At 45.0% G+C, this 21,878-nt stretch carries 23 protein-coding genes and 1 tRNA gene; 22 read left to right on the top strand and 2 right to left on the bottom strand.

Going from position 1 to position 21,878, the window contains the following annotated elements:
• Window positions 1-101: 101 nt before the first annotated feature.
• From ahrC to spo0A, 3 genes are read left to right on the top strand one after another with little or no spacing between them, the layout of a single operon-like run.
• A complete protein-coding gene (ahrC, locus tag AC5W14_RS07360; protein ID WP_496058690.1) occupies window positions 102-551 on the top strand; it encodes a transcriptional regulator AhrC/ArgR in 450 nt (149 codons plus the stop codon).
• Window positions 552-582: 31 nt separating this feature from the next.
• Window positions 583-2,307 carry a DNA repair protein RecN gene (gene recN, locus AC5W14_RS07355; RefSeq protein ID WP_496058689.1) on the top strand — a complete coding sequence of 575 codons (1,725 nt, stop codon included), beginning with the start codon at window positions 583-585 and terminating at the stop codon, window positions 2,305-2,307.
• A gap of 51 nt (window positions 2,308-2,358) precedes the next feature.
• Window positions 2,359-3,129: a sporulation transcription factor Spo0A gene (gene spo0A / locus AC5W14_RS07350; protein ID WP_496194037.1), complete on the top strand. Its 771-nt coding sequence runs from the start codon at window positions 2,359-2,361 to the stop codon at window positions 3,127-3,129.
• Between the two features lie 42 nt (window positions 3,130-3,171).
• On the opposite strand, the gene AC5W14_RS07345 is transcribed toward spo0A, so the two are convergent.
• Window positions 3,172-3,393 carry a DUF2627 domain-containing protein gene (locus AC5W14_RS07345; RefSeq protein WP_496058687.1) on the bottom strand — a complete coding sequence of 74 codons (222 nt, stop codon included), beginning with the start codon at window positions 3,391-3,393 and terminating at the stop codon, window positions 3,172-3,174.
• 97 nt (window positions 3,394-3,490) lie between these two features.
• Between AC5W14_RS07345 and AC5W14_RS07340 the strand changes: the two genes are divergently transcribed.
• From AC5W14_RS07340 to AC5W14_RS07280, 13 genes are all read left to right on the top strand, one after another.
• Window positions 3,491-5,215, top strand: coding sequence for a sigma-54 interaction domain-containing protein (locus tag AC5W14_RS07340; RefSeq protein ID WP_496194036.1), 1,725 nt, complete (start codon window positions 3,491-3,493; stop codon window positions 5,213-5,215).
• Window positions 5,216-5,330: 115 nt separating this feature from the next.
• The gene (gene yqiS / locus AC5W14_RS07335) at window positions 5,331-6,275 is read left to right on the top strand and encodes a phosphate butyryltransferase (protein WP_496058944.1); all 945 of its coding nucleotides are present in this window, start codon (window positions 5,331-5,333) and stop codon (window positions 6,273-6,275) included.
• 2 nt (window positions 6,276-6,277) lie between these two features.
• The gene (locus AC5W14_RS07330; protein WP_496194035.1) at window positions 6,278-7,378 is read left to right on the top strand and encodes a Glu/Leu/Phe/Val family dehydrogenase; all 1,101 of its coding nucleotides are present in this window, start codon (window positions 6,278-6,280) and stop codon (window positions 7,376-7,378) included.
• Window positions 7,378-8,472, top strand: coding sequence for a butyrate kinase (gene buk / locus AC5W14_RS07325; RefSeq protein WP_496194034.1), 1,095 nt, complete (start codon window positions 7,378-7,380; stop codon window positions 8,470-8,472). The genes AC5W14_RS07330 and buk overlap by 1 nt, the downstream gene beginning before the upstream one ends.
• Before the next feature lie 16 nt (window positions 8,473-8,488).
• Window positions 8,489-9,916: a dihydrolipoyl dehydrogenase gene (lpdA, locus tag AC5W14_RS07320; RefSeq protein ID WP_496194033.1), complete on the top strand. Its 1,428-nt coding sequence runs from the start codon at window positions 8,489-8,491 to the stop codon at window positions 9,914-9,916.
• A gap of 14 nt (window positions 9,917-9,930) precedes the next feature.
• Window positions 9,931-10,935, top strand: a complete 1,005-nt coding sequence (locus AC5W14_RS07315; RefSeq protein WP_496058682.1) for a thiamine pyrophosphate-dependent dehydrogenase E1 component subunit alpha — start codon at window positions 9,931-9,933, stop codon at window positions 10,933-10,935.
• Window positions 10,935-11,918: an alpha-ketoacid dehydrogenase subunit beta gene (locus AC5W14_RS07310; RefSeq protein WP_496058681.1), complete on the top strand. Its 984-nt coding sequence runs from the start codon at window positions 10,935-10,937 to the stop codon at window positions 11,916-11,918. The genes AC5W14_RS07315 and AC5W14_RS07310 overlap by 1 nt, the downstream gene beginning before the upstream one ends.
• A 12-nt stretch (window positions 11,919-11,930) precedes the next feature.
• Complete coding sequence (locus AC5W14_RS07305; protein ID WP_496058680.1) at window positions 11,931-13,142, top strand: dihydrolipoamide acetyltransferase family protein; 1,212 nt, start codon at window positions 11,931-11,933, stop codon at window positions 13,140-13,142.
• A gap of 411 nt (window positions 13,143-13,553) precedes the next feature.
• Window positions 13,554-14,555 (top strand): metal ABC transporter solute-binding protein, Zn/Mn family, encoded by a 1,002-nt coding sequence (locus AC5W14_RS07300; protein WP_496194032.1) that lies wholly within the window; start codon window positions 13,554-13,556, stop codon window positions 14,553-14,555.
• Window positions 14,556-14,643: 88 nt separating this feature from the next.
• Window positions 14,644-15,066 (top strand): BrxA/BrxB family bacilliredoxin, encoded by a 423-nt coding sequence (locus tag AC5W14_RS07295; protein ID WP_120193329.1) that lies wholly within the window; start codon window positions 14,644-14,646, stop codon window positions 15,064-15,066.
• A 131-nt stretch (window positions 15,067-15,197) separates the two neighbouring features.
• Window positions 15,198-15,563, top strand: coding sequence for a hypothetical protein (locus AC5W14_RS07290; protein WP_496194031.1), 366 nt, complete (start codon window positions 15,198-15,200; stop codon window positions 15,561-15,563).
• A gap of 63 nt (window positions 15,564-15,626) precedes the next feature.
• Window positions 15,627-15,701 (top strand) — tRNA-Arg (locus tag AC5W14_RS07285).
• A 123-nt stretch (window positions 15,702-15,824) separates the two neighbouring features.
• Window positions 15,825-16,886, top strand: a complete 1,062-nt coding sequence (locus tag AC5W14_RS07280) for an aromatic acid exporter family protein (RefSeq protein WP_496058677.1) — start codon at window positions 15,825-15,827, stop codon at window positions 16,884-16,886.
• Window positions 16,887-16,914: 28 nt separating this feature from the next.
• Here the strand turns inward: AC5W14_RS07280 and prli42 are convergent, their stop codons facing one another.
• Window positions 16,915-17,007 (bottom strand): stressosome-associated protein Prli42, encoded by a 93-nt coding sequence (gene prli42, locus AC5W14_RS07275; RefSeq protein WP_170146907.1) that lies wholly within the window; start codon window positions 17,005-17,007, stop codon window positions 16,915-16,917.
• 118 nt (window positions 17,008-17,125) lie between these two features.
• Here prli42 and mce point away from each other — a divergent pair, with 118 nt between their 5' ends.
• The 6 genes from mce to AC5W14_RS07245 all read left to right on the top strand — a co-directional run bounded on the left by mce (window position 17,126) and on the right by AC5W14_RS07245 (window position 21,853).
• Window positions 17,126-17,551 carry a methylmalonyl-CoA epimerase gene (gene mce / locus AC5W14_RS07270; protein ID WP_496058676.1) on the top strand — a complete coding sequence of 142 codons (426 nt, stop codon included), beginning with the start codon at window positions 17,126-17,128 and terminating at the stop codon, window positions 17,549-17,551.
• A gap of 8 nt (window positions 17,552-17,559) precedes the next feature.
• Window positions 17,560-18,681 (top strand): M20/M25/M40 family metallo-hydrolase, encoded by a 1,122-nt coding sequence (locus AC5W14_RS07265; RefSeq protein ID WP_496058943.1) that lies wholly within the window; start codon window positions 17,560-17,562, stop codon window positions 18,679-18,681.
• Between the two features lie 86 nt (window positions 18,682-18,767).
• Window positions 18,768-19,217 (top strand): YaaR family protein, encoded by a 450-nt coding sequence (locus AC5W14_RS07260; protein WP_496058675.1) that lies wholly within the window; start codon window positions 18,768-18,770, stop codon window positions 19,215-19,217.
• Between the two features lie 129 nt (window positions 19,218-19,346).
• Window positions 19,347-19,823 carry a low molecular weight protein-tyrosine-phosphatase gene (locus AC5W14_RS07255; RefSeq protein WP_496058674.1) on the top strand — a complete coding sequence of 159 codons (477 nt, stop codon included), beginning with the start codon at window positions 19,347-19,349 and terminating at the stop codon, window positions 19,821-19,823.
• Window positions 19,820-20,680 carry a fructosamine kinase family protein gene (locus AC5W14_RS07250; RefSeq protein WP_496058673.1) on the top strand — a complete coding sequence of 287 codons (861 nt, stop codon included), beginning with the start codon at window positions 19,820-19,822 and terminating at the stop codon, window positions 20,678-20,680. Before AC5W14_RS07255 ends, AC5W14_RS07250 begins: the two co-directional genes overlap by 4 nt.
• Window positions 20,681-20,863: 183 nt before the next feature.
• Window positions 20,864-21,853, top strand: coding sequence for a class I SAM-dependent methyltransferase (locus AC5W14_RS07245; RefSeq protein ID WP_496058672.1), 990 nt, complete (start codon window positions 20,864-20,866; stop codon window positions 21,851-21,853).
• The last annotated feature ends 25 nt before the right edge of the window (window positions 21,854-21,878 follow it).

Genomic DNA, 21,878 nt, shown 5'->3' with positions numbered 1-21,878 from the left:
TGTTTCATTTCATAGGTATGCATGAATAAAACATCATATTGTATAAATATAAATAGTTAGGTATGATAGATGTAATGTATACTGCTCAGGGAGGAACGACAATGAACAAAGGACAAAGGCATATAAAAATTAGAGAATTGATTACGAATGTAGATATTGAAACGCAGGATGACCTGGTGGAGAGATTAAAAAATGCCGGGTATAACATTACTCAGGCCACTATTTCCCGTGACATTAAAGAACTGCATCTAGTGAAAGTACCTATGATGGATGGACGATATAAATACAGCCTGCCTGCCGACCAGCGCTTTAACCCTCTCCAAAAGTTAAAAAGAGCACTGATCGACTGTTTTGTGGGCATTGATCAATCCGAAAACCTGATTGTGATGAAAACACTGCCCGGCAATGCTAATGCGGTGGGAGCGCTTATTGACAATCTGGATTGGGAAGAGATCATGGGGACGATCTGCGGAGATGACACTATTTTAATTATCTGCAAGGAACGAAAGCATACGATGACTATTTCCAACCGCTTTTTAGATATGCTTTAAATTCTATATGTGCTGACTGAGGTGCGTGCTAATGCTGGAAGAATTATCTATCAAAAATTTTGCCATTATTGAGTCATTAACCGTCCCATTTTCGGAAGGACTCACCGTTTTAACAGGTGAAACCGGAGCCGGGAAATCGATTATTATAGATGCGATAGGGCTGCTTATTGGAGGCCGCGGTTCCGTAGAGTATGTAAGACACGGAGAAAAACGTGCGGAAATTGAAGGATTGTTCTATATAAGCAGCAGCCACCCTGCAAAAGACAAGCTGGTTGAAGCGGGAATTGAATTAGAAGAAGGAATGCTCGTTTTAAGACGCGACATTACGGACCAGGGGAAAAGTATATGCCGCATTAACGGAAAACTTGTTACGCTGGCCATTCTTCGTGAAATGGGACAAAGCCTGGTGGATATACACGGCCAGCATGAACATCAGGAACTAATGCAGACGGAAAAGCATTTATCCATGCTGGACAGGTATGCAGGAAGTGTTCTGCAGGAAGCCCGTCAGGATTATAAAGACCGGTATGAAGCATTTGTTTCCTGGAAAAAGAAGTGGAGCCAGCTGAAAGAAAGCGATCAGGAGACGGCAAACAGGCTCGACTTCATTAAGTACCAGCTAAATGAAATTGAACAGGCGGAGCTCCGTCCCGGTGAAGACGAAGAGCTGGAAAAAGAAAGCTATGTGCTGGCCAACAGTGAAAAGCTTTACAGATCCCTTCATGAAGCGTACGAAAGCTTATACGGAGAAGGGCGCTCTTTGGACTGGGCGGGCATGGCCGTATCGAATATTGAAGACGCCGCTTCCATCGATGAGTCTCTGCAGAAACTTCTCGAGTCGGTTAACTCCGCATATTTCGCGCTGGAAGAAGCCACCTATTCATTAAGAGAACATGCTGATTCGCTTGCTTTCGATCCGGATCGGCTGAATGATATTGAAAAAAGACTTGACGAAATCCGCCAGCTTAAACGAAAATACGGCAGTTCGGTGGATGAAGTACTTGAATACGCTGCTAAAATTGAAGAAGAGATAGAATCATTGGATAATAAAGATGAGCGTCTGGAGATGTACGAGCAAAAAATGCATCAATCTTTTCTGGACTTATCAGCGGATGCCGAAACGCTGACCGATATACGCGTGCAGGCAGGCCTGGCGCTGGCTGAGGATGTGCAAAGAGAACTGCAGTCCCTGTTTATGAAAAGTGCCCGGCTGAAAGTGGAGATTACGGAACCGTCACGGGGCCAGGAGTATCAGACCAAGCATAAAACAGTATATTTTAACGAAAACGGCAAGGACAAAGTGGAATTTCTGCTGTCCACTAATTCCGGGGAACCGCTTAAGCCGTTGGCAAAAGTTGCATCCGGCGGAGAAATATCCAGAATTATGCTGGCCATGAAAACGATTTTGTCCGGTTTCCAGAGTGTTACGTCTCTCATTTTTGATGAAGTAGATACCGGAGTAAGCGGCCGGGTCGCTCAGGCGATTGCCGAAAAAATTTACCGCGTATCCAGAGGTTCACAGGTTCTCTGTATTTCCCATCTTCCACAGGTGGCAGCGATGGCAGATAACCATTTGTATATCGAAAAGAAAGAAAATGAAAACAGAGTGATCACGACGGTAACACCGCTGCCGGAACAAGAAAAAATTGATGAAATTGCCCGGATGATTTCTGGTGTGGAAGTGACAGACCTTACAAAAGAAAATGCAAATGAAATCCTGTCGATGGCGGAAAAGATGAAAGTTCTTAACAAATAGATGTCAGAAGACAAACCGGCCTGGAGAAGAAGCTGGAAAGGATAATGGACTATGAGCAAGATCAGAGTAGGGATCGCAGATGACAATAAAGAATTGATTGAACTGCTGAAAGAATATATAGGCACCCAGGACGATATGGAAGTAGCGGGCTGGGCTTACAACGGCCAGGAATGCATAAACATGATTCTCGAAAAACCCATCGATGTGCTTGTGCTTGATATTATTATGCCGCATATCGACGGCCTTGCTGTTCTTCAAAAGATAAAAGATCTCCGCAGGGGCCGGTCTCCTAAAATTATTATGCTGACAGCATTCGGCCAGGAAGATATCACTAAAAAATCGGTAGAACTGGGAGCCTCCTATTATATTTTAAAGCCTTTTGACATGGAGGCGCTTGTTGCTCATATTAGAGGGGTACACGTACCATCCGCCGCTGCGGCCGTGTCCTCAGCGGATGAACAAACCTACCTTCCCGAAATAGAAGAACAGGCCGGAGCTTTCTTAAAAGAAATAGGTGTTCCTCTTCATATTAGAGGATATATGTATTTAAAAGATGCGATTGTTTTAGTGAAGAAGGATCCGGATTATTTAAAAGCAATTACGAAGTCGTTGTATCCACAGATTGCTTTTCTGCACAATACAACAGCGAGCAGAGTGGAACGCTCGATCCGGCATGCGATTGAAGTATGCTGGGCTAAAGGACAGATAAACAAGCTGGGTGTAGTATTTGCCCACAGAAAAGACACTACAGCAAAACCATCCAACTCCGAATTTATAGCAGTGGCTGCCGACCAGCTGCCTGCAGCACGACAGTCCCGCTGATAAAAAAGCAGGAGTGAAAGTAGTCTCCCCATTTCCGGGTGATTACTTCACTCCTGCTTTTTTGTTTTTACGGTCCCGATAAAGCACAAATCCGGCAATAAACCAAATACCTCCGATTAATAAAAGAAGTCCTGTGATAAACTGAAGCCATAAAAAGGGAAAAGGCGGCTGCAGAATTTGAAAAAGCATGTCCCGCATCAGCTTAATTCCCCAGGCCGCCAGAAATCCCGGTATAACCAATATCAATAAAGCGATAAAGCGCATACAAATCTCTCCCGGCATTTATGTATAATTTTCCTGTATCCTGTTATTGTAGCGTATAAGCCGTGTGATGAACAACCTTTATCCTAAGGAGGCGCAGATGAATAAAAAATCAAATAAAATAATTAATGATCTGGTCATAGAAGCAGCTAATGATGGTATTATAGCAGTAGACCAAAGCGGCAGAGTTGTTCTGTTTAATAAAGCAGCATCTTTCATGACCGGCATCGCCCAAAAAGACGCGATAGGTGCAAGGATTAAAGAAGTGCTGCCGGAAACCGGCCTGATGGAAGTACTCGCTTCGAAAAAACGGCAGGTAAACCAGGTGATGCGGTTTTCAAACGGCATCTCGATCCTCACCACCCGTATGCCGCTGTATTATCAAGATCAGTGCATTGGAGCCTTTTCTATATTCAAGGATACAACGGATATCGAAAAAATGGCTGCTAAGATAACAGACCTTCAGCGCGTAAAGGAGATGCTTGAATCAATTATTCAATCTTCAGATGAAGCTATTTCCGTTGTAGATGAAAAAGGAAACGGCATGGTTATCAACCCGGCTTATTCAAGGTTAACCGGGCTGGAGGAAAAAGACATTATCGGAAAACCCGCCCACACTGATATCGTAGAAGGCAGCAGTATGCATATGAAAGTACTGGAAACGAAAAAATCGTTTCGGCGTGTGCCGATGAGAGTAGGGCCGTCGCATAAAGAAGTGCTGGTCAATGTATCGCCGATTATTGTAGGTGGCATGCTGAAAGGAAGCGTGGGTATTCTTCAGGACGTGTCAGAGCTCAAGGAGCTGACAAAAGAATTAGAGCGCACGAGGCAGCGGCTCCGTACGCTGGAGGCGAAATATACATTTGAAGACATTGTCGGCAGGTCGGAAGCACTGCACGTCTCCATTGAACAGGCCCGGCTGAGTGCAGATCTTCCCGTGACGATTCTGCTTAGAGGAGATTCCGGAACCGGGAAAGAGTTATTTGCCCATGCGATACATAATGCAAGTTCGAGAAAGTATGATAAATTTGTCCGGGTCAACTGCGCTGCGATACCGGAGACTTTAATCGAAAGCGAATTATTCGGCTATGAAAAAGGTGCTTTTTCCGGGGCAGACCCAAGGGGGAAGAAGGGATTGTTTGAAGAAGCAGCCAACGGCACCATTTTTCTGGATGAAATTGGGGAACTCAGCTTCTCCGCGCAGTCCAAACTGCTTCGTGTCCTGCAGGAAAAAGAAGTGGTGCGGGTGGGCGGCGTAAAAAGTATAGCGGTAGAAGCCAGAATTATTGCTGCAACCAATCAACCACTGGAAAAAGCAGTCAAGCAGGGAACCTTTCGTGAAGATTTATATTACAGGCTGCACGTTATGCCTATATCGATCCCTTCTCTTTCCGAAAGAAAGGAAGACATTACCGAGCTCTCCTATTATTTTTTAGAACGTATTAATCAAGAATACGGGCGTTCAGTGAAAACAATAGCTTCGTCTGCTTTTTCAAAGCTGGCTGACTATAACTGGCCCGGCAATGTGCGGGAATTGGAAAACATACTGGGACGTGCTGTTATTACGATGGGAGCCCAGGAGAAAGTAATGGAACACCACCATCTTCCGGTACTGGACGTCGAGAAACCGGACAGCAGGTTACTGCCGCAGGCTGCTTTTGATGGGCAGAAAGAAAGTCTGGAACAGCTGATGAACAAAACGGAAGCCGCTGCGATTCTTGAAGCATTGAATGCCTGCGGGGGAAATAAAACAAAAACAGCCCGGCAGCTGCAGGTTTCCCTGCGGACGTTGTATAATAAAATTGAAAAATATGGAATTGAATAATATTGCATGCATTTTTTTGCAAGGTGTGAAAAAATGTGCATAACAGCAAGCGTATGGAGCCTTTTTGTAAAGGTGAATATATGGCATAAAGATTGCATTAGTTTTACTTGAATACATAAAAAAGGAGAGGCTCATGAATCTAGATGATGTAATGCAGCAAGTGCACGCCCATCCTCAAAAAACGATAGCAGTGGCAGCCGCTGACAATGAAAAAGTCATTGAAGGAGTAAAGGAAGCCCTGGACTGCAAATTAGGTTCCTTCCGCCTGTATGGAGACGAAGAGAAAATACGCCGGCTTTTACACGATGCTGGTTTAAATGAATATAACCATATAAAAGTGATCCCGACAAGAGATATGGAAGAGTCGGCAAAACTGGCGGTAACAGCCGTACGATCAGGGAAAGCCGATATTTTGATGAAAGGAATGCTTCCGACAAGCGCCCTTCTTAAATCAGTATTAAATAAAGAATATGGATTAAGGACAAACAAAACGCTTTCGCATGTAGCGATGTTCGAGATTCCGGCATACGAACGATTTATTTTTTTAACGGACTCTGCCATGAATATCGCCCCGGATTTAACGAAGAAAGCCGATATTATAGCAAACGCGGTTCACGCGGCCAGGGCAATGGGGTTTGAACATCCTAAAGTAGCGGCACTGGCGGCCGTGGAGGTGGTTAATCCGGATATGCAGTCAACGCTTGATGCGGCGGTGCTTACTGCCATGAACAATAGAGGACAGATTAAACACTGTACAGTAGACGGACCGCTTGCGCTTGATAATGCTATTTCTATAGAGGCGGCAGTTTACAAAGGAATAAAAGGGGAAGTGGCCGGCCGCGCAGATATTCTGTTAGTCCCTACTGTGGAAATAGGCAATACGCTTTATAAATCGCTTGTTTATTTTTCCAAAGCAAAAGTAGGCGGTATTATAGCCGGCGCAAAAGCTCCAATTGTGCTTACCTCAAGAGCAGATTCCAACAAAAGTAAGCTTTATTCCATCGCTATGGCTTGCCATATGATTGAATTTGAACAAAATATCGCAGCAGGGGGTCGTTAAATATGAAATTATTTGAAAAGCTCGAGCAGCATGACTATGAGCAGATTGTCTACTGTCAGGACAGGACATCCGGACTCAAAGCGATTATAGCTATCCATGACACGACACTAGGACCGGCACTGGGTGGGACGCGCATGTGGAATTACACGAGCGAAGAAGCCGCGCTTGAAGATGTGCTTCGTCTTTCTAAAGGAATGACATATAAAAACGCAGCTGCTGGACTCAATCTTGGCGGGGGAAAGGCTGTGATCATCGGGGATCCCCGAAAAGACAAAAACGAATTTATGTTCAGGGCATTCGGCCGTTATATACAGGGACTTGCGGGCCGCTATATTACAGCTGAAGATGTAGGGACGACCGTTGAGGATATGGATATGATTTACTCAGAAACAAATTATGTGACAGGGATTTCGCCTGCATTCGGATCCAGCGGGAATCCATCGCCTGTCACGGCATATGGTGTATATGTAGGCATGAAAGCTGCCGTAAATGAAGCATTTGGAAGTGATGACCTGGCCGGGAAAACGGTAGCAGTACAGGGGGTCGGAAACGTTTCTTATCAGCTTTGCAAATACCTGCATGAAGAAGGCGCAACGATTATCGTGACAGATATCCATAAAGATGCTGTGATGAGAGCAGTCCAGGATTTCAATGCAAAAGCAGTCGATCCAGAAGATATTTACGATACAGCCTGTGACGTATTCAGTCCATGTGCGCTTGGGGCCATTATCAATGACGACACGATAGACAGATTGAAAGCAAAAGTCATCGCAGGTGCTGCCAATAATCAGCTTCAGGACAACAAACACGGGGACCTGCTTCATGAAAGAGGAGTTGTGTATGCGCCTGATTATGTCATTAATGCCGGCGGGGTAATCAACGTGGCTGATGAGCTGCATGGATACAATCAAGAGCGTGCATTCAAACGGGTGGAAGGCGTTTATGATAACATAAAAAAAGTAATGGAAATTTCCAAAAGAGACCAGATTCCAACTTATGCAGCCGCGGACAGAATGGCAGAAGAGCGTATTGAGTTCATGAGACGGTCCACTGCACAGTTTCTTACAAAACAGCAGCATACATTAAGCAGGCGGGACCGGTAATGAAAGAACGAACACAAATCGTTGATGATTTATACACATTGATTATAAATCCGGGCTCCACCTCTACTAAAATTGCTGTTTATAAGGGCGAAAGGGAAATGTTTAGAGAAACGATTTCCCATATGCAGGAGAAGGAAGTGCTCGACAAGCGTATACAAGAACAAAAGCAGGACCGCAAAGAGGCGGTAATCGAATGTCTGAAAGCCCATCAGGTAGGTCTTTCCGATATTGGGCTGATTACAGCCCGCGGCGGACTGATGAGGCCTTTAGAGAGCGGAACCTACGAAGTTAATGATAAAATGATTTCGGATTTATCGACAAATAAATATGGGGAACATGCGTCCAATTTAGGAGCTGTTATCGGAGTGGAGCTGAGCCGGGAAACGAAAGGAGCTCCGGTGTATGTAACGGACCCGGTAGTGGTAGATGAACTCGGGGAGCTTGCTAGGTACACCGGTATGCGGTCAATGGAACGAAAAAGCATCTTTCATGCCCTTAACCAAAAAGCTGCTGCTAAAAAAGCCGCTGAAGTACTGCACAAAGAATATGAAGAGCTGCAGTTGATCGTTATTCATCTGGGGGGAGGCATTTCGGTCGGGGCCCATTCATACGGAAACGTTGTAGATGTTAACAACGGACTGGACGGCGAAGGCCCTTTTTCTCCGGAGCGGGCAGGAACGCTTCCGGTGGGAGACGTTATTACGGAAGCTTTTTCAGGAATGTATACCGAACACGAGCTCAAAAAAAGGTATGTAGGAAACGGCGGGCTGAAAAGCTATTTTGGCACAAGCGATACGGCTGCATTGGAGAAACAAAAAAATGCAGGAGACAAAAAGGCTGAAACCGTGCTGCGAGCGATGGTTTATCAGACGGCTAAAGAAGCAGGCGCAATGGCCGCGGTTCTAAAAGGCCGTGTCGATGCGTTAATTGTTACCGGAGGGATTGCCAACAGCGCGTGGGTCTGCTCCGAACTTGAGTCTTACACGAGCTGGATAGCTCCTGTCCTGCATTACCCCGGAGAAGATGAAATAGCCGCTTTATTTACGGGCGCTTTTAACATATGGGACACAGGAATCAAAGCAAAAACATATTAACAGGGGGAGTTCAGTTATGGCCGAAGAGTATGACCTGGTTATATTAGGAGCCGGCACCGGTGGCTACGTAGCTGCGATAAAAGCCGCACAGGCAGGATTAAAAACAGCGATTGTAGAAAAAGATAAAGTAGGCGGCACCTGCCTGCACAGAGGCTGCATTCCAAGTAAATCTTTATTGAAAAGTGCGGAAATGTATCAGGCCGTGCAGCATAGTGAGTCCTACGGAGTGACGGCTGATAATGTAACGCTTGCGTTTGATAAAGTCCAGAAAAGAAAGAATGAGATCGTGGACAAGCTGCACCGAGGTGTCGAGCATTTGATGCAAAAAGGAAAGATAGATGTATTTGATGGGTACGGCCGGATTTTAGGTCCGTCTATTTTTTCACCGAGTGCCGGCACGATTTCCGTGGAACGCACCGATAAAGAAGAAAACACGATGCTTATTCCAAAACAGGTAATGATAGCTACGGGGTCAAGGCCGGCAGAACTCGATGGCCTGCCTGTGGATGGGAAACGTATTCTCCATTCAGAACACGTACTTGAACTGGATACACTGCCTGCTTCTATTGTTATCATAGGCGGAGGAGTAATTGGGGTGGAATGGGCCTCCATGTTTAATGATTTTGGTACAAACGTAACGTTAATTGAATACGCCGGCAGAATTCTTCCGGGAGAAGATGGAGCTGTTTCCAAAGCGATGCAGAAAGCTCTGGAAAATAAAGGCGTAACGATACTTACAGGAACAAAAGTAAAAGCCGGACAAACACAAATACAAGAAGACCAGGTTACGATCCATGCAGAAGACAGCAGCGGAAACGAACAGTCCTTTGAAGCGGAGCAGGTGCTTATTTCGGTTGGAAGAAAAGCCAATGTGGAAGATATCGGACTCAGCAACACCGATATTGAAGTAAGCGGCGGAGTGATCAAGGTTAACGACATGTACCAGACAAAAGAGTCGCACATTTATGCGATCGGTGACGTGATCGGCGGCCTGCAGCTGGCTCACGTTGCTTCAAAAGAAGGAGCCATTGCGGTGGATCATATGCTGAATAGAAACCCGCTGCCTCTTGATTCTAAGACGGTGCCGCGCTGCATTTACAGCAGCCCTGAAGTATCCAGCATTGGTTTGAGTGAAGAAGAAGCAGAAAGTTTCGGCCTGCAGATAAAGACGAGCTCATTTCCCTTTCAGGCGATTGGAAAAGCTCTCGTAAATGGAAACACAGAAGGCTTTGTTAAAATGATCATTAATGAAAAAACAGACGATTTAGTAGGGGTTCATATGATTGGAAATGGTGTAACGGAGCTCATAAGTGAAGCCGCGATGGCGAAAATACTCGATGCTTCTCATTTAGAAATAAAAGAAACCATCCATCCTCACCCATCGCTGTCGGAGTCGTTTGGCGAAGCGGCGCTGGCGGTGGACGGATTAGCAATTCATTCATAAAGGAGGCGGAAACAATGGAAGCACTAACCCACCGGAACCTCGGTCTTACAGACGAACAGGTTCTTGAAATGTACGAAAAAATGCTGCTTGCCCGGAAAATTGATGAACGCATGTGGCTTCTAAACCGTGCCGGAAAGATTCCGTTTGTCATTTCCTGTCAGGGACAGGAAGCAGCTCAGGTTGGGGCTGCAATGGCACTGAACACAGAAGAAGACTATGTTCTGCCTTATTACAGAGATATCGGCGTTGTTCTTACTTTTGGGATGACTGCCAAGGATCTGATGATGTCCGGTTTTGCCAAAGCAGACGATCCTAATTCAGCGGGCAGGCAGATGCCGGGCCATTTCGGACAGAAAAAGAACCGGATCGTTACAGGGTCTTCCCCGGTTACGACCCAGGTTCCGCATGCGGTTGGCTTTGCGCTTGCGAGTAAAATGAAAAAAAAGGGATTTGTTGCTTTTACTACTTTTGGAGAAGGCTCTTCGAATCAGGGAGATTTTCATGAAGGCGCAAACTTTGCAGGAGTGCACAAGCTGCCGGTGATTTTAATGTGTGAAAACAATAAATACGCGATAAGTGTTCCGATAGAAAAACAACTGGCCTGCGAAAAGGTATCAGACCGTGCAATAGGATATGGAATGCCCGGGTATACGGTAGACGGCAATGACCCGCTGGCTGTATATGATGTGGTGAAAAAAGCCGCTGACCGCGCAAGGAATGGAGAAGGCCCTACCTTGATTGAGACGGTTTCCTATAGGCTGACGCCGCATTCAAGCGATGATGACGATCGTTCCTACCGTTCAAAAGAAGAAGTGGCGGAAGCAAAAACGAAAGACGCTGTTTATACGTTTGCCGTTCGTTTAAGAGACGCAGGTATTCTTACCGATGAGGTGGAGCGGGAAATGATTGAGCGCATCAATATAGATATTGACGCTGCGACGGAAGCTGCGGAAAAAGCAGAGTATGCCAGAGCGGAAGATACGCTCAAACACGTATACAAAGAAGGAGGGAATGCATAATGCCGGTGATGACGTACATTCAAGCCGTCACAAAAGCACTTGAAGAGGAAATGTACCGGGATGAGGATATCTTTGTCCTGGGTGAGGATGTCGGTGCACGAGGCGGTGTGTTTCGTGCCACAGACGGACTGCATGCCACCTTTGGAGACGAACGTGTAATGGATACGCCGCTGGCTGAATCTGCTATAGCCGGTGTTGCTATAGGAGCTGCCATGTATGGAATGAGGCCGGTAGCAGAAATGCAGTTTGCTGACTTTATTATGCCGGCATTTAATCAGATTGTATCTGAAGCCGCGAAAATCCGCTATCGTTCCAACAACGATTGGGACTGCCCCATTACAATCCGCGCTCCATACGGAGGCGGGGTACACGGAGCGTTGTATCATTCCCAGTCCATTGAAGCGTTGTTTTCCTCTGTGCCGGGACTTAAAGTCGTGATGCCGTCGACGCCTTATGACGTGAAGGGGCTTTTGAAAGCAGCCATTCGTGATGATGATCCAGTTTTATTTCTGGAACACAAACGGGCGTATCGTTTAATAAAGGGAGACGTTCCTGATGAAGACTATACGGTTCCTATTGGCAAAGCAGACGTTAAAAGAGAAGGAGAAGACATAACCGTCATTACGTACGGACTTTGTGTTCATTTTGCGCTGCAGGCGGCTGAAAAGCTGGAAAAAGAAGGGCATTCCGCCCACATTCTCGATCTGCGTACCGTGTATCCGCTTGATCAGGAAGCGATTATTGCAGCAGCAAAAAAGACAGGAAAAGTGCTGCTGATTACCGAGGATAATAAAGAGGGCAGTATCATCGGTGAGGTTGCTGCGATTATTGCAGAACACTGTCTGTTTGATCTGGATTCTCCTATTCAACGACTTGCTGGTCCAGACGTGCCGGCTATGCCATACGCTCCGCCTATGGAAAAATATTTTATGATGAATCCGGATAAAGTAGAAACCGCAATGAGAGATCTAGCAGAATATTAAGGGGATGAAAATATGGCAGAAAAAATCTCAATGCCCCAGCTTGGTGAAAGCGTCACGGAAGGAACAATAACCAAGTGGCTCGTACAGCCGGGGGATAAAGTGAAAAAATATGATCCGCTGGCTGAAGTGATGACCGATAAAGTGAATGCGGAAGTGCCGTCTATGTTCGATGGGACAATTCAGGAGCTTGTAGCTAAAGAGGATGAAACGGTTGCAGTAGGTGAATTGATCTGCTATATAGAAGCAGAAGGGACCGCTTCGAGCGAACCGGAAGCAAAGCCCGACCCTCCGGTAGAAGCCGGAGCGACGATGGAAAATAAACAAGAGCAGCCAGGCGGGAATAGGTACTCTCCCGTTGTATTAAAGCTCGCTCAACAGTATCAAATCGATCTTTCAGCGATTCAGGGAAGCGGTCGAAACGGACGCGTGACCAAAAAAGATGTGGAAGCGGCCCAGCAGAATCCCGCTCCTCAAAAAACTGTTCAGGAACCAGATAAGAAACAACAGAATGTGAAAGCTGCACCTGAAAAAACAGCCGCAGGGGATATAGAAATACCGATAACGGGAGTAAGAAAAGCTATTGCTGCAAATATGAGTAAAAGCAAGTCAGAGATCCCCCACGCATGGACAATGGTAGAGGTGGATGTAACCAATCTTGTGAATTACCGCAATAGTATAAAAGAGTCTTTTAAGCAGTCAGAGGGCTACTCTATTACGTTTCTTCCGTTTTTCATACAAGCTGTTGCAGAAGCACTAAAAGAATTTCCAGCTTTAAACGCCTACTGGCAGGAAGATAAAATTATCCAGAAGAAGGATATCAATATATCGATAGCGGCAGCTACAGATGAGGCGCTTTATGTGCCTGTTATTCAGCATGCAGATGAAAAAAATATTAAAGGACTGGCTAAAGACGTGGCTTCTATTTCCGATAAAGTGAAAAAAGGAACACTTTCAGGAGAAGACATGCGTGGTGGAACATTTACGCTCAACAACACCGGCTCTTTCGGGTCCATTCAGTCTGCTCCTATTATTAATCAGCCCCAGGTTGCTATTTTGTCTGTAGAGTCGATCGTAAAACGCCCGGTCGTTATGCCGGGGGATATGATCGCTATCCGGCACATGGTAAATCTTTGTCTATCCCTTGATCACCGGGCTCTGGATGGTCTTGTCTGCGGCCGTTTTCTGCAGAGTGTGAAAAATAAATTAGAACAAATTTCTTTGTAGCAGACAGCCGGATGAGACAGCGCGGCGGAAGAGACGAGCATGTTCTCTTCCTTTTCGGCGCGGATGGCAACACCCGCTGTTTCCGGAAGCCGGAATCAGTATACATAGAAATGTTTTAATAAGGAAAAACACAATAAATACGTATTTTTATACAAAAACCTATACAGGGGTGCTTTCCGCAGGAGTCACCCCTGTTTCTTTTTCTTCTCTTCTTCTCAACAAAGTGTTAAAAGCATTCGAGATCGTGTATAGATATACAAATTGAAATGGTTTCACGACAATAGAAAAAAGCCTCCATGCAGGAGGTTTTTTTTCTGTTTATAAAAAGGAATCATTCCTGTTTACAAATCGTAACTTTTACGATATGCTTTTTTCAATGAACAAAAATGATTAAAAAAAGGGGTAAAACATATGAAAAAAACATTATTGTATTCTTTACTGGCTGGAGCTTCATTTACTTTGGCTGCATGTGGGGAAAGCGAAGAGGAGAGCCCCGAGCCGTCCGGAGCCCAGGATGAAGAAGCCCTTCAGGTATATACGACACTTTATGCCTGGGAATATATGGCAGAGCGGATAGGGGGAGAACATGTACAGGTGAATAATATTGTACCCGCGGGTACAGATGTACATAACTTTGAACCAACGGCCCAGACGATGGTCGACATTGCCGAGTCCGATCTGTTTGTGTATACAGGAGCCGGAATGGAAGGATTTGCAGGCGCGATTAATGACTCTATTGAAAATGAAGAAGTGACAAGCCTGGAAGTGACACATGGAATGGAACTGGCGTCTTATGAACATGATCATAGTCATGCGGAGGAAGACAGCCACAGCGATGAGGAGCATAGTCAAGAGGAGGAAGAAGAAGAAAATCATGATGCCAATGGGGATCAGGATCCGCACGTATGGCTCGATCCTGTTCTTACAAAAGAAGCTGCAGAAGCCATAAAAAATGAGCTGGCTGCGAAGAATCCGGAACAGGAAGCTGTGTTCCAGGAAAACTATGATGTTTTATCTGAAGAACTGGACAGCCTGGACAGCAGGTTTGCCGAAATGGCATCCAGTTCTGAAAAGGATTCCTTTTTAGTTTCCCACGCGGGTTATGGCTACTGGGAAGAGAGGTACAACATCCACCAGATCGGAATCACCGGTCTTTCTCCATCCAATGAGCCATCCCAGCGGCAGATTCAGGATATTATAGCGCTCGCAGAAGAAAATAATTTAAATCATGTCATGGTGGAACAGAATATCCCTTCTACTACAGCAGATGTCGTTCAGGAAGAAACAGGAGCGGAAGCACTGGACCTGCATAACCTCGAATCCCTGTCCGAGGAGGAACTCGACAGCGGGGAAGATTATTTCAGCTTAATGGAACAGAATGTAAGCAACCTTGATCAGGCATTGAACAATTAGTAGATAAGTGCAGATCCTTGTTACTTTTTTCTTTATTTATGTACAATAGGAATGTACACTAGTGATAAAGAAGAAAGGGTGCTTGCAAATGGATTTTAATTATTTTATAAATGATGTCGTACAAACGGCAAGAAAAGAAATGGAAGAAGCTGGATACGAGCCTTTAACAACAACTGATGATGTAGATACTACATTAACTGATAAAGGAACAACGCTTGTTATGGTTAACTCTGTATGCGGATGTGCCGGAGGGATTGCCCGCCCGGCAGCAGCCTACATGAGAAACTACGAAAAGCAGCCGGATCGCTTTGTTACGGTGTTTGCCGGCCAGGATAAAGAAGCCACCGAAAAAGCCAGATCTTATTTCACCGGCTACGCGCCTTCTTCCCCGTCCTTTGCACTGCTGAAAGATGGAGAAATTGTACGTATGGTGGAACGCCACGAAATTGAAGGCCATGAACCAATTGAAGTAGTACAGCAGCTCGAGAAAGCATTTGACGAATACTGCTGATAGAGAGTGACCGAAGAGATTTCCATCTCTTCGGTTTTTTACTGCAGTAATTTATTTTTTTATTGACTATCCTACACTTAATTATGGTATAATTTCATCTGGTATTCATACATAAAAGGCGGCGGGTAAACATGGAAGAAATGTACAAGCAGGTACAGGAATATTTGAACATGGATGATGAAATTCCATTCAAGGAATTCCGGGGCTACTACCAAAACGTAATTTCGCATTTTGATGAGAATGCAGAACAGTTTTCTGAAGATGAACTATGGAAAGGTCTGTTTGTAGCAGAGAGTATTATGTCCAACGCAGAAAACCGGGCCAAGGAAGAAAGAAACAGCTCCCAGGCGAAGAAATATCGTAAAATGGCAGATCGTACGACAATGTATGCCCAGAACTTTACAAAGCGTATTAATCAGCTGGGATACGGCGAAGAAGCGATTCGTGAGCGGTTTGAGTCTATGCTTGAAGAAGGATCTAAAAAAGAAGACAGCTAATTATTGAAAAGGCGTTGACATCAGCCGTTTATTTTATTAAAATAATAAATGCTGCTTCTTAATGCGCCTATGGTGAAAGGGATATCACGCGAGATTCCGGTTCTCGTATTCCAGGTTCGAATCCTGGTAGGCGCGCCAATACATAACAATGAACGAGCTCCTCTGCAAAGGGAGCTCGTTTTTTATTTCTACTGGAGAAAGAACGGAAAATGTACTGAAAGTAGGAAAGTATTTGCGTTATAATAAAACCGAGCGGTATAAATGAAGCTTGAAAGGGAACTGCATATGGCCAGATTCACGATAGGGTACAGAACCGTTAAGACAGCTCTTGGCGCAGCGGTGTCCATCTTTCTGGCGCAGCTGCTGCAGCTGGACTTTTACGTTTCTGCTGGAATTATTACAATTTTATGTATATCGATTACGAAGCGGGATTCACTGAAAATATCCGGTGAGCGTATCGTAGCGTGCCTGATCGGCCTGCTCTACGCTACATTGATTTTTGAATTTATCGGCTATCACGCTGTGTCCATAGCTATTTTGTTTTTATTGTTTATTCCTACAGCAGTGAGCGTAGGGGCTAAAAAAGGAATAGTCACATCGGCTGTTTTGATTCTGCACGTTTATACTGTAGGAGAGGCAAGCGCCGCCCTGTGGGTCAATGAACTCGCTCTGCTTGGAATAGGAATAGGGGTCGCTCTGATCATGAATCTATACATGCCAAACGCAGAGCGTGATCTTCTTTGGGATCAGGTGAAAGTAGAGGACTGTTTTCGAACCATCTGGAAAGAATATGCGAAGTATTTAAAGGAAGGCGACTCGTCCTGGGACGGTAAAGAGATTACCACGGCCTCAACGTTATTAAGCGATGGAAAAAGCAAAGCACTACGTAATATTGATAATCATTACCTTCGCTACGATGATTATTTTTATCACTATTTTGCGATGAGGGAAAAGCAGTTCGACGTGCTTGAAAGTATTCTTCCCTTCATTTCCAGTCTCGGAGATACCGTCATACAGGGAGAAAAAATGGCTGAATTTATGGAAGAGTTAAGTGAAGCAGTCAGTCCCGGTAACACTGCCGGATACTTTTTAATACGCCTTGATGAACTGCGGGAGGAAATTAAAGAAATGCCGCTTCCGCAGACAAGAGAAGAATTTGAAGTGCGTTCCAGCCTTTTTTATATTCTGCATGAGCTGGATGAATATTTGACAATTAAAAAGATGTTCAAGCCGGATCCAAAGCGTACGCATAATGTATCGGGAAAGCGCCTCACAAGGGATTTGAATAAAAAAAAGCAAAAAAATAAAAACCCGGAAATGTAATACCGGGTTTTTATCTTGTATATAGAATTTAAAAAAATGCTGCAGCCCCTGTAAACAAGCTGCCGACTACTAATGTTATAATCATGATGTAAATGATGATTTTCTGGAAGTTTTTAGGCACGTTTCACCCTCCTGACTCATATATGCTTTCCCGATTCCAGGCGCAATTCATATCTGCCATCATACCACAGAAAAGAGGATGAATTCCAGCCCTCTTCAATATGGAAAGGAGACTGATTATGTTAAAGCAGCCGCCTCATAAATTAGATCATATTGGAATTGCCGTCCGTTCCATTGAACAGAGACTGCCATTTTACACAGATGTGCTTGGACTGGAACTATTAGGAACGGAGACGGTGGAAACGCAGCACGTCAAAGTAGCCTTTCTGTCTATCGGCGAATCAAAAATAGAGCTTTTGGAACCGATGGGAACGGAAGGACCGATCTACACGTTTCTTGAAAAAAAGGGAGAAGGCATTCATCATGTGGCTCTCGGTGTAACCAGTGTGGAAGATCGGCTTGAAGAGATAAGATCAGACGGTATCCGGACTCTGCAGGAGCACGCAGCACCCGGAGCAGGAGGAGCGCTCGTTGCGTTTCTTCATCCTGGAGACAGCGGACGGGTGCTGGTGGAACTATGCGATAAATCAAACAAAGAGGACTGATGACAGTTATGGTAAATGAGCAGCGAATCGTAGATGAATTTATAGAACTGGTTAAAGTAGACTCTGAAACAAAAAACGAAAAAGAAATTTCTCTCGTGCTCAAAGAAAAATTCACAGCACTTGGCTGCGAGGTGCAGGAAGATGATGCCGCTTCTACAACAGAACATGAGGCGGGAAACCTGGTCATTACGTTAAAGGGCGAGAAAAAATCAGGCCCTGTATTATACTTTACTTCTCATATGGATACCGTCGTACCGGGAAAGGGCATCAAGCCATTTATCGAAGAAGGCTATATTAAGACTGATGGAACGACGATTCTGGGAGCAGATGATAAAGCGGGTATTGCAGCTATGCTGGAAACGATCCGTCAGCTAAAAGAACAGAATGTGTCTCATGCGGATATTCAGTTTATTATTACAGTAGGAGAAGAGTCCGGTCTTGTAGGCGCCAAGGCGCTGGACACGAGCTTAATAAAAGCGGATTACGGCTATGCGCTGGACAGCGATGGAGATGTAGGAAATATTATTGTTGCCGCCCCGACGCAGGCAAAAGTAAAAGCCGTCATCAGAGGGAAAACGGCGCATGCCGGAGTGGCTCCTGAAAAAGGTATTTCTGCTATTACAGTTGCCTCCAAAGCCGTTTCCAAAATGCCATTGGGACGAATTGATAAAGAAACGACGGCAAACATCGGCCGGTTTGAAGGCGGCTCCCAGACGAATATTGTATGCGATGAAGTCTATATTCTGGCGGAAGCGCGTTCGCTTGTAAGGGAAAAGCTTGATAAGCAGGTAGCGGATATGAAAAAAGGGTTTGAAGAAGCAGCGGCAGAAATGGGAGCAGAGGCCGAGGTGGATATTGATATTATGTATCCGGGCTATAAGCTTTCTGAAGAGGATACGGTTGTCCAAACGGCCCAGCATGGTATTAGAAAAGCAGGCAGAACTCCTGAGCTCTTGACGAGCGGTGGAGGAAGCGATGGCAACATTATAAGCGGTTATGGTGTGCCTACAGTCAATTTAGCCGTCGGCTATGAAGAAATTCATACAAAAAATGAAAAAATGCCTGTAAGCGAGCTGGTGAAGATTACTGAAGTCGTGCTATCCATTATAAAGCACAGCGCTTCTGAATAATTTGTACTATCAAATCAGCCGGCCCTGGTTAACTATATAGAATTCAGGCCGATACTATAAGTACAATGACCAAGGGAATGATGAGCATGGATATAACCGGACTTCAAAAGCAGGGAAAATGGGGAGCAGAAGGAATAAGGCCGGCTGCCGATACATCGGCAAAACCTGCCAGGGCTTTTTCTGACATGCTGCAGAGCTCTGCGAAAGGCTATCATACAGAGAAACTCGAGAACGTAAAACAGGCTCTTCAAAAGCAGGGAGAGTATTTGGCGGAGCATCGAACCCTCGGCGCTCTTCAGAAATATAAAGACCTGGTCAGGCAGTTCTTAAAAGAAACAGTAGAAAGCGGTTTTGAGTTTACGGAAGAGCATGAATTCTCCAACAGGCGTTCGTTAAAGCTGTGGAAACCTGCAGAAGACCTGGAAGAAAGCATGCTTGACCTGTCAAAAGCCGTTTTTGATAAGGAAAAAACACGTCTGGATGTGCTCGAGCAGGCCGGCATTGTAAAAGGGCTGCTCGTTCATCTATACGCCTGAATGCCGGTGACTGGTCAATGATACAAAGATGCATATAGTTTTAGTGATTTAAGCCGGCAGCTCTATGGAGCACCGGCTGTTTTTATAGAGAAGGAAATCGTGTTAAAATACCGTCAAGGAGGGACTTTCATGAAAACTCATGTGTTATTTGTCTGTCTTGGCAATATTTGCCGGTCTCCAATGGCTGAAGCTGTATTCCGTCATTATGCGGTTGACGCAAAGCTGGAGGAGACGTTGAAAATAGAATCCTGTGGACTCGGGGACTGGCACATCGGCCGCCCTCCCCATGAAAAGACGCTGGATGTATTAAACGAGCATCAAATAGATACAACAGCGCTGCAGGCTTCCTTGTTTGATAAAGAAAAAGTCACGAAAGAAACATATATTATCGTAATGGATGAGGACAACGAACAAACCGTGCGGTCCATTCTTTTTCCGGATTCGGTAAAAGCAGTCTGCCGGCTGCTCGAATTCCATCCAGGCGCACAAGGCAATATGAATGTGCCCGATCCTTATTTCTCAGGTGATTTTGCAGGGGTCTATGATATGATAGAGCAAAGCTGTAAGCCATTGCTAAACTGGGTGAGAAAGAGAGAGGGTCTATGAAATCAAAAATAGAACAGGCTGTCCAGACAATTGATAGCGGTCTTACCATCATAGGTATAGAACCTGTAAGCGGAGGTAGTATCAGCACCGCTTATCGGGTACGAACTTCTGAAGGAGAGTTTTTTGTAAAGTGGCATGAAGAGGCACCGCAGGATTTTTTCAAGCAGGAAGCTGCCGGACTTGATTTTATAAGAGAAACCGACGGCCTGTATATTCCAAAAGTGCATACGTGGAGCAAGAAATACATTGTAATGGAATTTGTATCAGGTGAAAAAAGCCGGACGACAGAAGAACGGCTTGGCGCCGGCATCGCAGCGCTTCATTCACAAACGGGCAGTTTTTACGGTCTCGAAGAAGATAATTTCATTGGAGAACTGCCTCAGGTGAATGGCTGGGAAGAGGACTGGCTCCTTTTTTTCAGGGAAAAACGTTTAATGCCTCAGCTTGACCTGGCCCGGTCGATGGGAAGGCTGACGCTTCAAAGGGAACGCAATGCCTTTGATATTATGAGCCGGCTGTCGGAATGGATTCCTTCAAAGGGTGCCCCGGTTAAAGTACATGGTGATCTATGGGGCGGCAACTGGATTGGAGGCCCCGGGGGCATGCCTTGTCTAATGGATCCTGCCGTCTTTTATGGAGACAGGGAATTTGATATCGCCTTTACATATTTATTTGGAGGGTTCTCCGACGCTTTCTATGATTCTTATGAATCCATCTATCCTTTTTCAAAGGAATTTAATGAGCGTAAACCGCTTTATCAGTTGTATTATCTGCTTGTACATTTAAATATTTTCGGTGAAACTTACGGCGCTTCCGTAGATCAGGTGCTGCAGCGTTATTCCAAAGTAAACAAATAAACAGAGTGAAGAAACTCTCCAGCCGTCTGACAGCCCTGAAAACAGGGCTGTTTTTTCATGGCGCGGGCCTTTCTGAAAAGCGCTGCGGCAGGTTTATTCCTTTTAAGAGGAGGGAAGATTTACTATTAGAGGCGTTAGAATCGACATGAATGGTCCGGCCTACAACAGTAAAGAGGTGAAGTCATGCTCAACGAATGGAAAAGACTATGGCAGGCAAAAAAGTGGATGCAGAAAAATGAAACGTTTTTGGAAACGTGGCATGCCCACATCGGTCATGCCCTTCATTTATTTGACTATTTTGAAAAGGCAGTGAAGCCGGAAGAAGTGGCAGAAGCTCACCAATTGGACAGTGTACTTCTTTCCAGGTGGATTGAAGTTGGTCTCTCTTTAGGGCATCTGGAGAAAAAACGGGGAGGTAAGGTGAAAACAGAAGCTTCGATTTACACATACTTATCAAAGAAAAGTCCGGAATCAGTAGGAGTTATTTTAAAAGAAATGATGGAGCTTCATGTGCCAACGCTTCTTGCTTATAAAGATTTAATGCGCGGCTACGACAAAGTAACCTATTTGGAGAAAGACTATGGCAAAACAGTAGCAGAAACGTCGGCTCTTTTGGAAACGCTGGCATTTCCAAAAGTTATGAAAATAATCAAAAAGAGAAAAGTAAAGTCTATTATCGACATTGGCTGCGGCTACGCCGGCTATTTATACAGAATCCACAACCAAAAGCCTGATATACGGCTGACCGGCGTAGAAATGCATGATGAGCTTTATGAAACGGCTAAAGAGCGGTGCAAAGACACTTCTATTACGCTCCATCATGAAGACTTCGATCATTATGTGCATATGAAAGCCCGCAAGGATATGGTCATGATGAATAACCTGCTGTACTATTTCTCTCCAGGGAAACGGCAGGATGTTTTTGACCATGCTGCCAGAATACTGGCCAAAAAAGGCACCCTGCTCATTATGTCACCGCTTCATGATTCCAAACACGGAAGGGCCTTTTCGACAGCCTTCAACAGCTTTATGTCGGCGCATGAAAATTTACATCCGCTTCCGAGTGAAAAGGAAATCCGGGATCTTGGGAAACAGAGCGGTCTGAAACTTGTATCAGTAGAACCTGTATTAAAAGCAGGCGGCTGGTACCTGCTCGAACTTCAAAAAAAATAATAACAGCTTACGTTCCTGTTTCTTT

Source organism: Sinobaca sp. TMA16-18 (genome assembly GCF_059510535.1).
This window is presented reverse-complemented; position numbering and strand designations above follow the sequence as displayed.

Bases quoted from the DNA above. Each gene is read 5' to 3' on its own strand.
- AC5W14_RS07245 (WP_496058672.1), top strand. From the start codon at position 20,864: ATGCTCAACGAATGGAAAAGACTATGGCAGGCAAAAAAGTGGATGCAG.
- buk (WP_496194034.1), top strand. From the start codon at position 7,378: ATGAAAGAACGAACACAAATCGTTGATGATTTATACACATTGATTATA.
- AC5W14_RS07255 (WP_496058674.1), top strand. From the start codon at position 19,347: ATGAAAACTCATGTGTTATTTGTCTGTCTTGGCAATATTTGCCGGTCT.
- recN (WP_496058689.1), top strand. From the start codon at position 583: ATGCTGGAAGAATTATCTATCAAAAATTTTGCCATTATTGAGTCATTA.
- AC5W14_RS07345 (WP_496058687.1), bottom strand. From the start codon at position 3,393: ATGCGCTTTATCGCTTTATTGATATTGGTTATACCGGGATTTCTGGCG.
- spo0A (WP_496194037.1), top strand. From the start codon at position 2,359: ATGAGCAAGATCAGAGTAGGGATCGCAGATGACAATAAAGAATTGATT.
- AC5W14_RS07300 (WP_496194032.1), top strand. From the start codon at position 13,554: ATGAAAAAAACATTATTGTATTCTTTACTGGCTGGAGCTTCATTTACT.
- AC5W14_RS07250 (WP_496058673.1), top strand. From the start codon at position 19,820: ATGAAATCAAAAATAGAACAGGCTGTCCAGACAATTGATAGCGGTCTT.
- ahrC (WP_496058690.1), top strand. From the start codon at position 102: ATGAACAAAGGACAAAGGCATATAAAAATTAGAGAATTGATTACGAAT.
- AC5W14_RS07265 (WP_496058943.1), top strand. From the start codon at position 17,560: ATGGTAAATGAGCAGCGAATCGTAGATGAATTTATAGAACTGGTTAAA.
- AC5W14_RS07260 (WP_496058675.1), top strand. From the start codon at position 18,768: ATGGATATAACCGGACTTCAAAAGCAGGGAAAATGGGGAGCAGAAGGA.
- AC5W14_RS07330 (WP_496194035.1), top strand. From the start codon at position 6,278: ATGAAATTATTTGAAAAGCTCGAGCAGCATGACTATGAGCAGATTGTC.
- lpdA (WP_496194033.1), top strand. From the start codon at position 8,489: ATGGCCGAAGAGTATGACCTGGTTATATTAGGAGCCGGCACCGGTGGC.
- AC5W14_RS07280 (WP_496058677.1), top strand. From the start codon at position 15,825: ATGAAGCTTGAAAGGGAACTGCATATGGCCAGATTCACGATAGGGTAC.
- AC5W14_RS07315 (WP_496058682.1), top strand. From the start codon at position 9,931: ATGGAAGCACTAACCCACCGGAACCTCGGTCTTACAGACGAACAGGTT.
- AC5W14_RS07310 (WP_496058681.1), top strand. From the start codon at position 10,935: ATGCCGGTGATGACGTACATTCAAGCCGTCACAAAAGCACTTGAAGAG.
- AC5W14_RS07340 (WP_496194036.1), top strand. From the start codon at position 3,491: ATGAATAAAAAATCAAATAAAATAATTAATGATCTGGTCATAGAAGCA.
- mce (WP_496058676.1), top strand. From the start codon at position 17,126: ATGTTAAAGCAGCCGCCTCATAAATTAGATCATATTGGAATTGCCGTC.
- AC5W14_RS07295 (WP_120193329.1), top strand. From the start codon at position 14,644: ATGGATTTTAATTATTTTATAAATGATGTCGTACAAACGGCAAGAAAA.
- AC5W14_RS07305 (WP_496058680.1), top strand. From the start codon at position 11,931: ATGGCAGAAAAAATCTCAATGCCCCAGCTTGGTGAAAGCGTCACGGAA.
- AC5W14_RS07290 (WP_496194031.1), top strand. From the start codon at position 15,198: ATGGAAGAAATGTACAAGCAGGTACAGGAATATTTGAACATGGATGAT.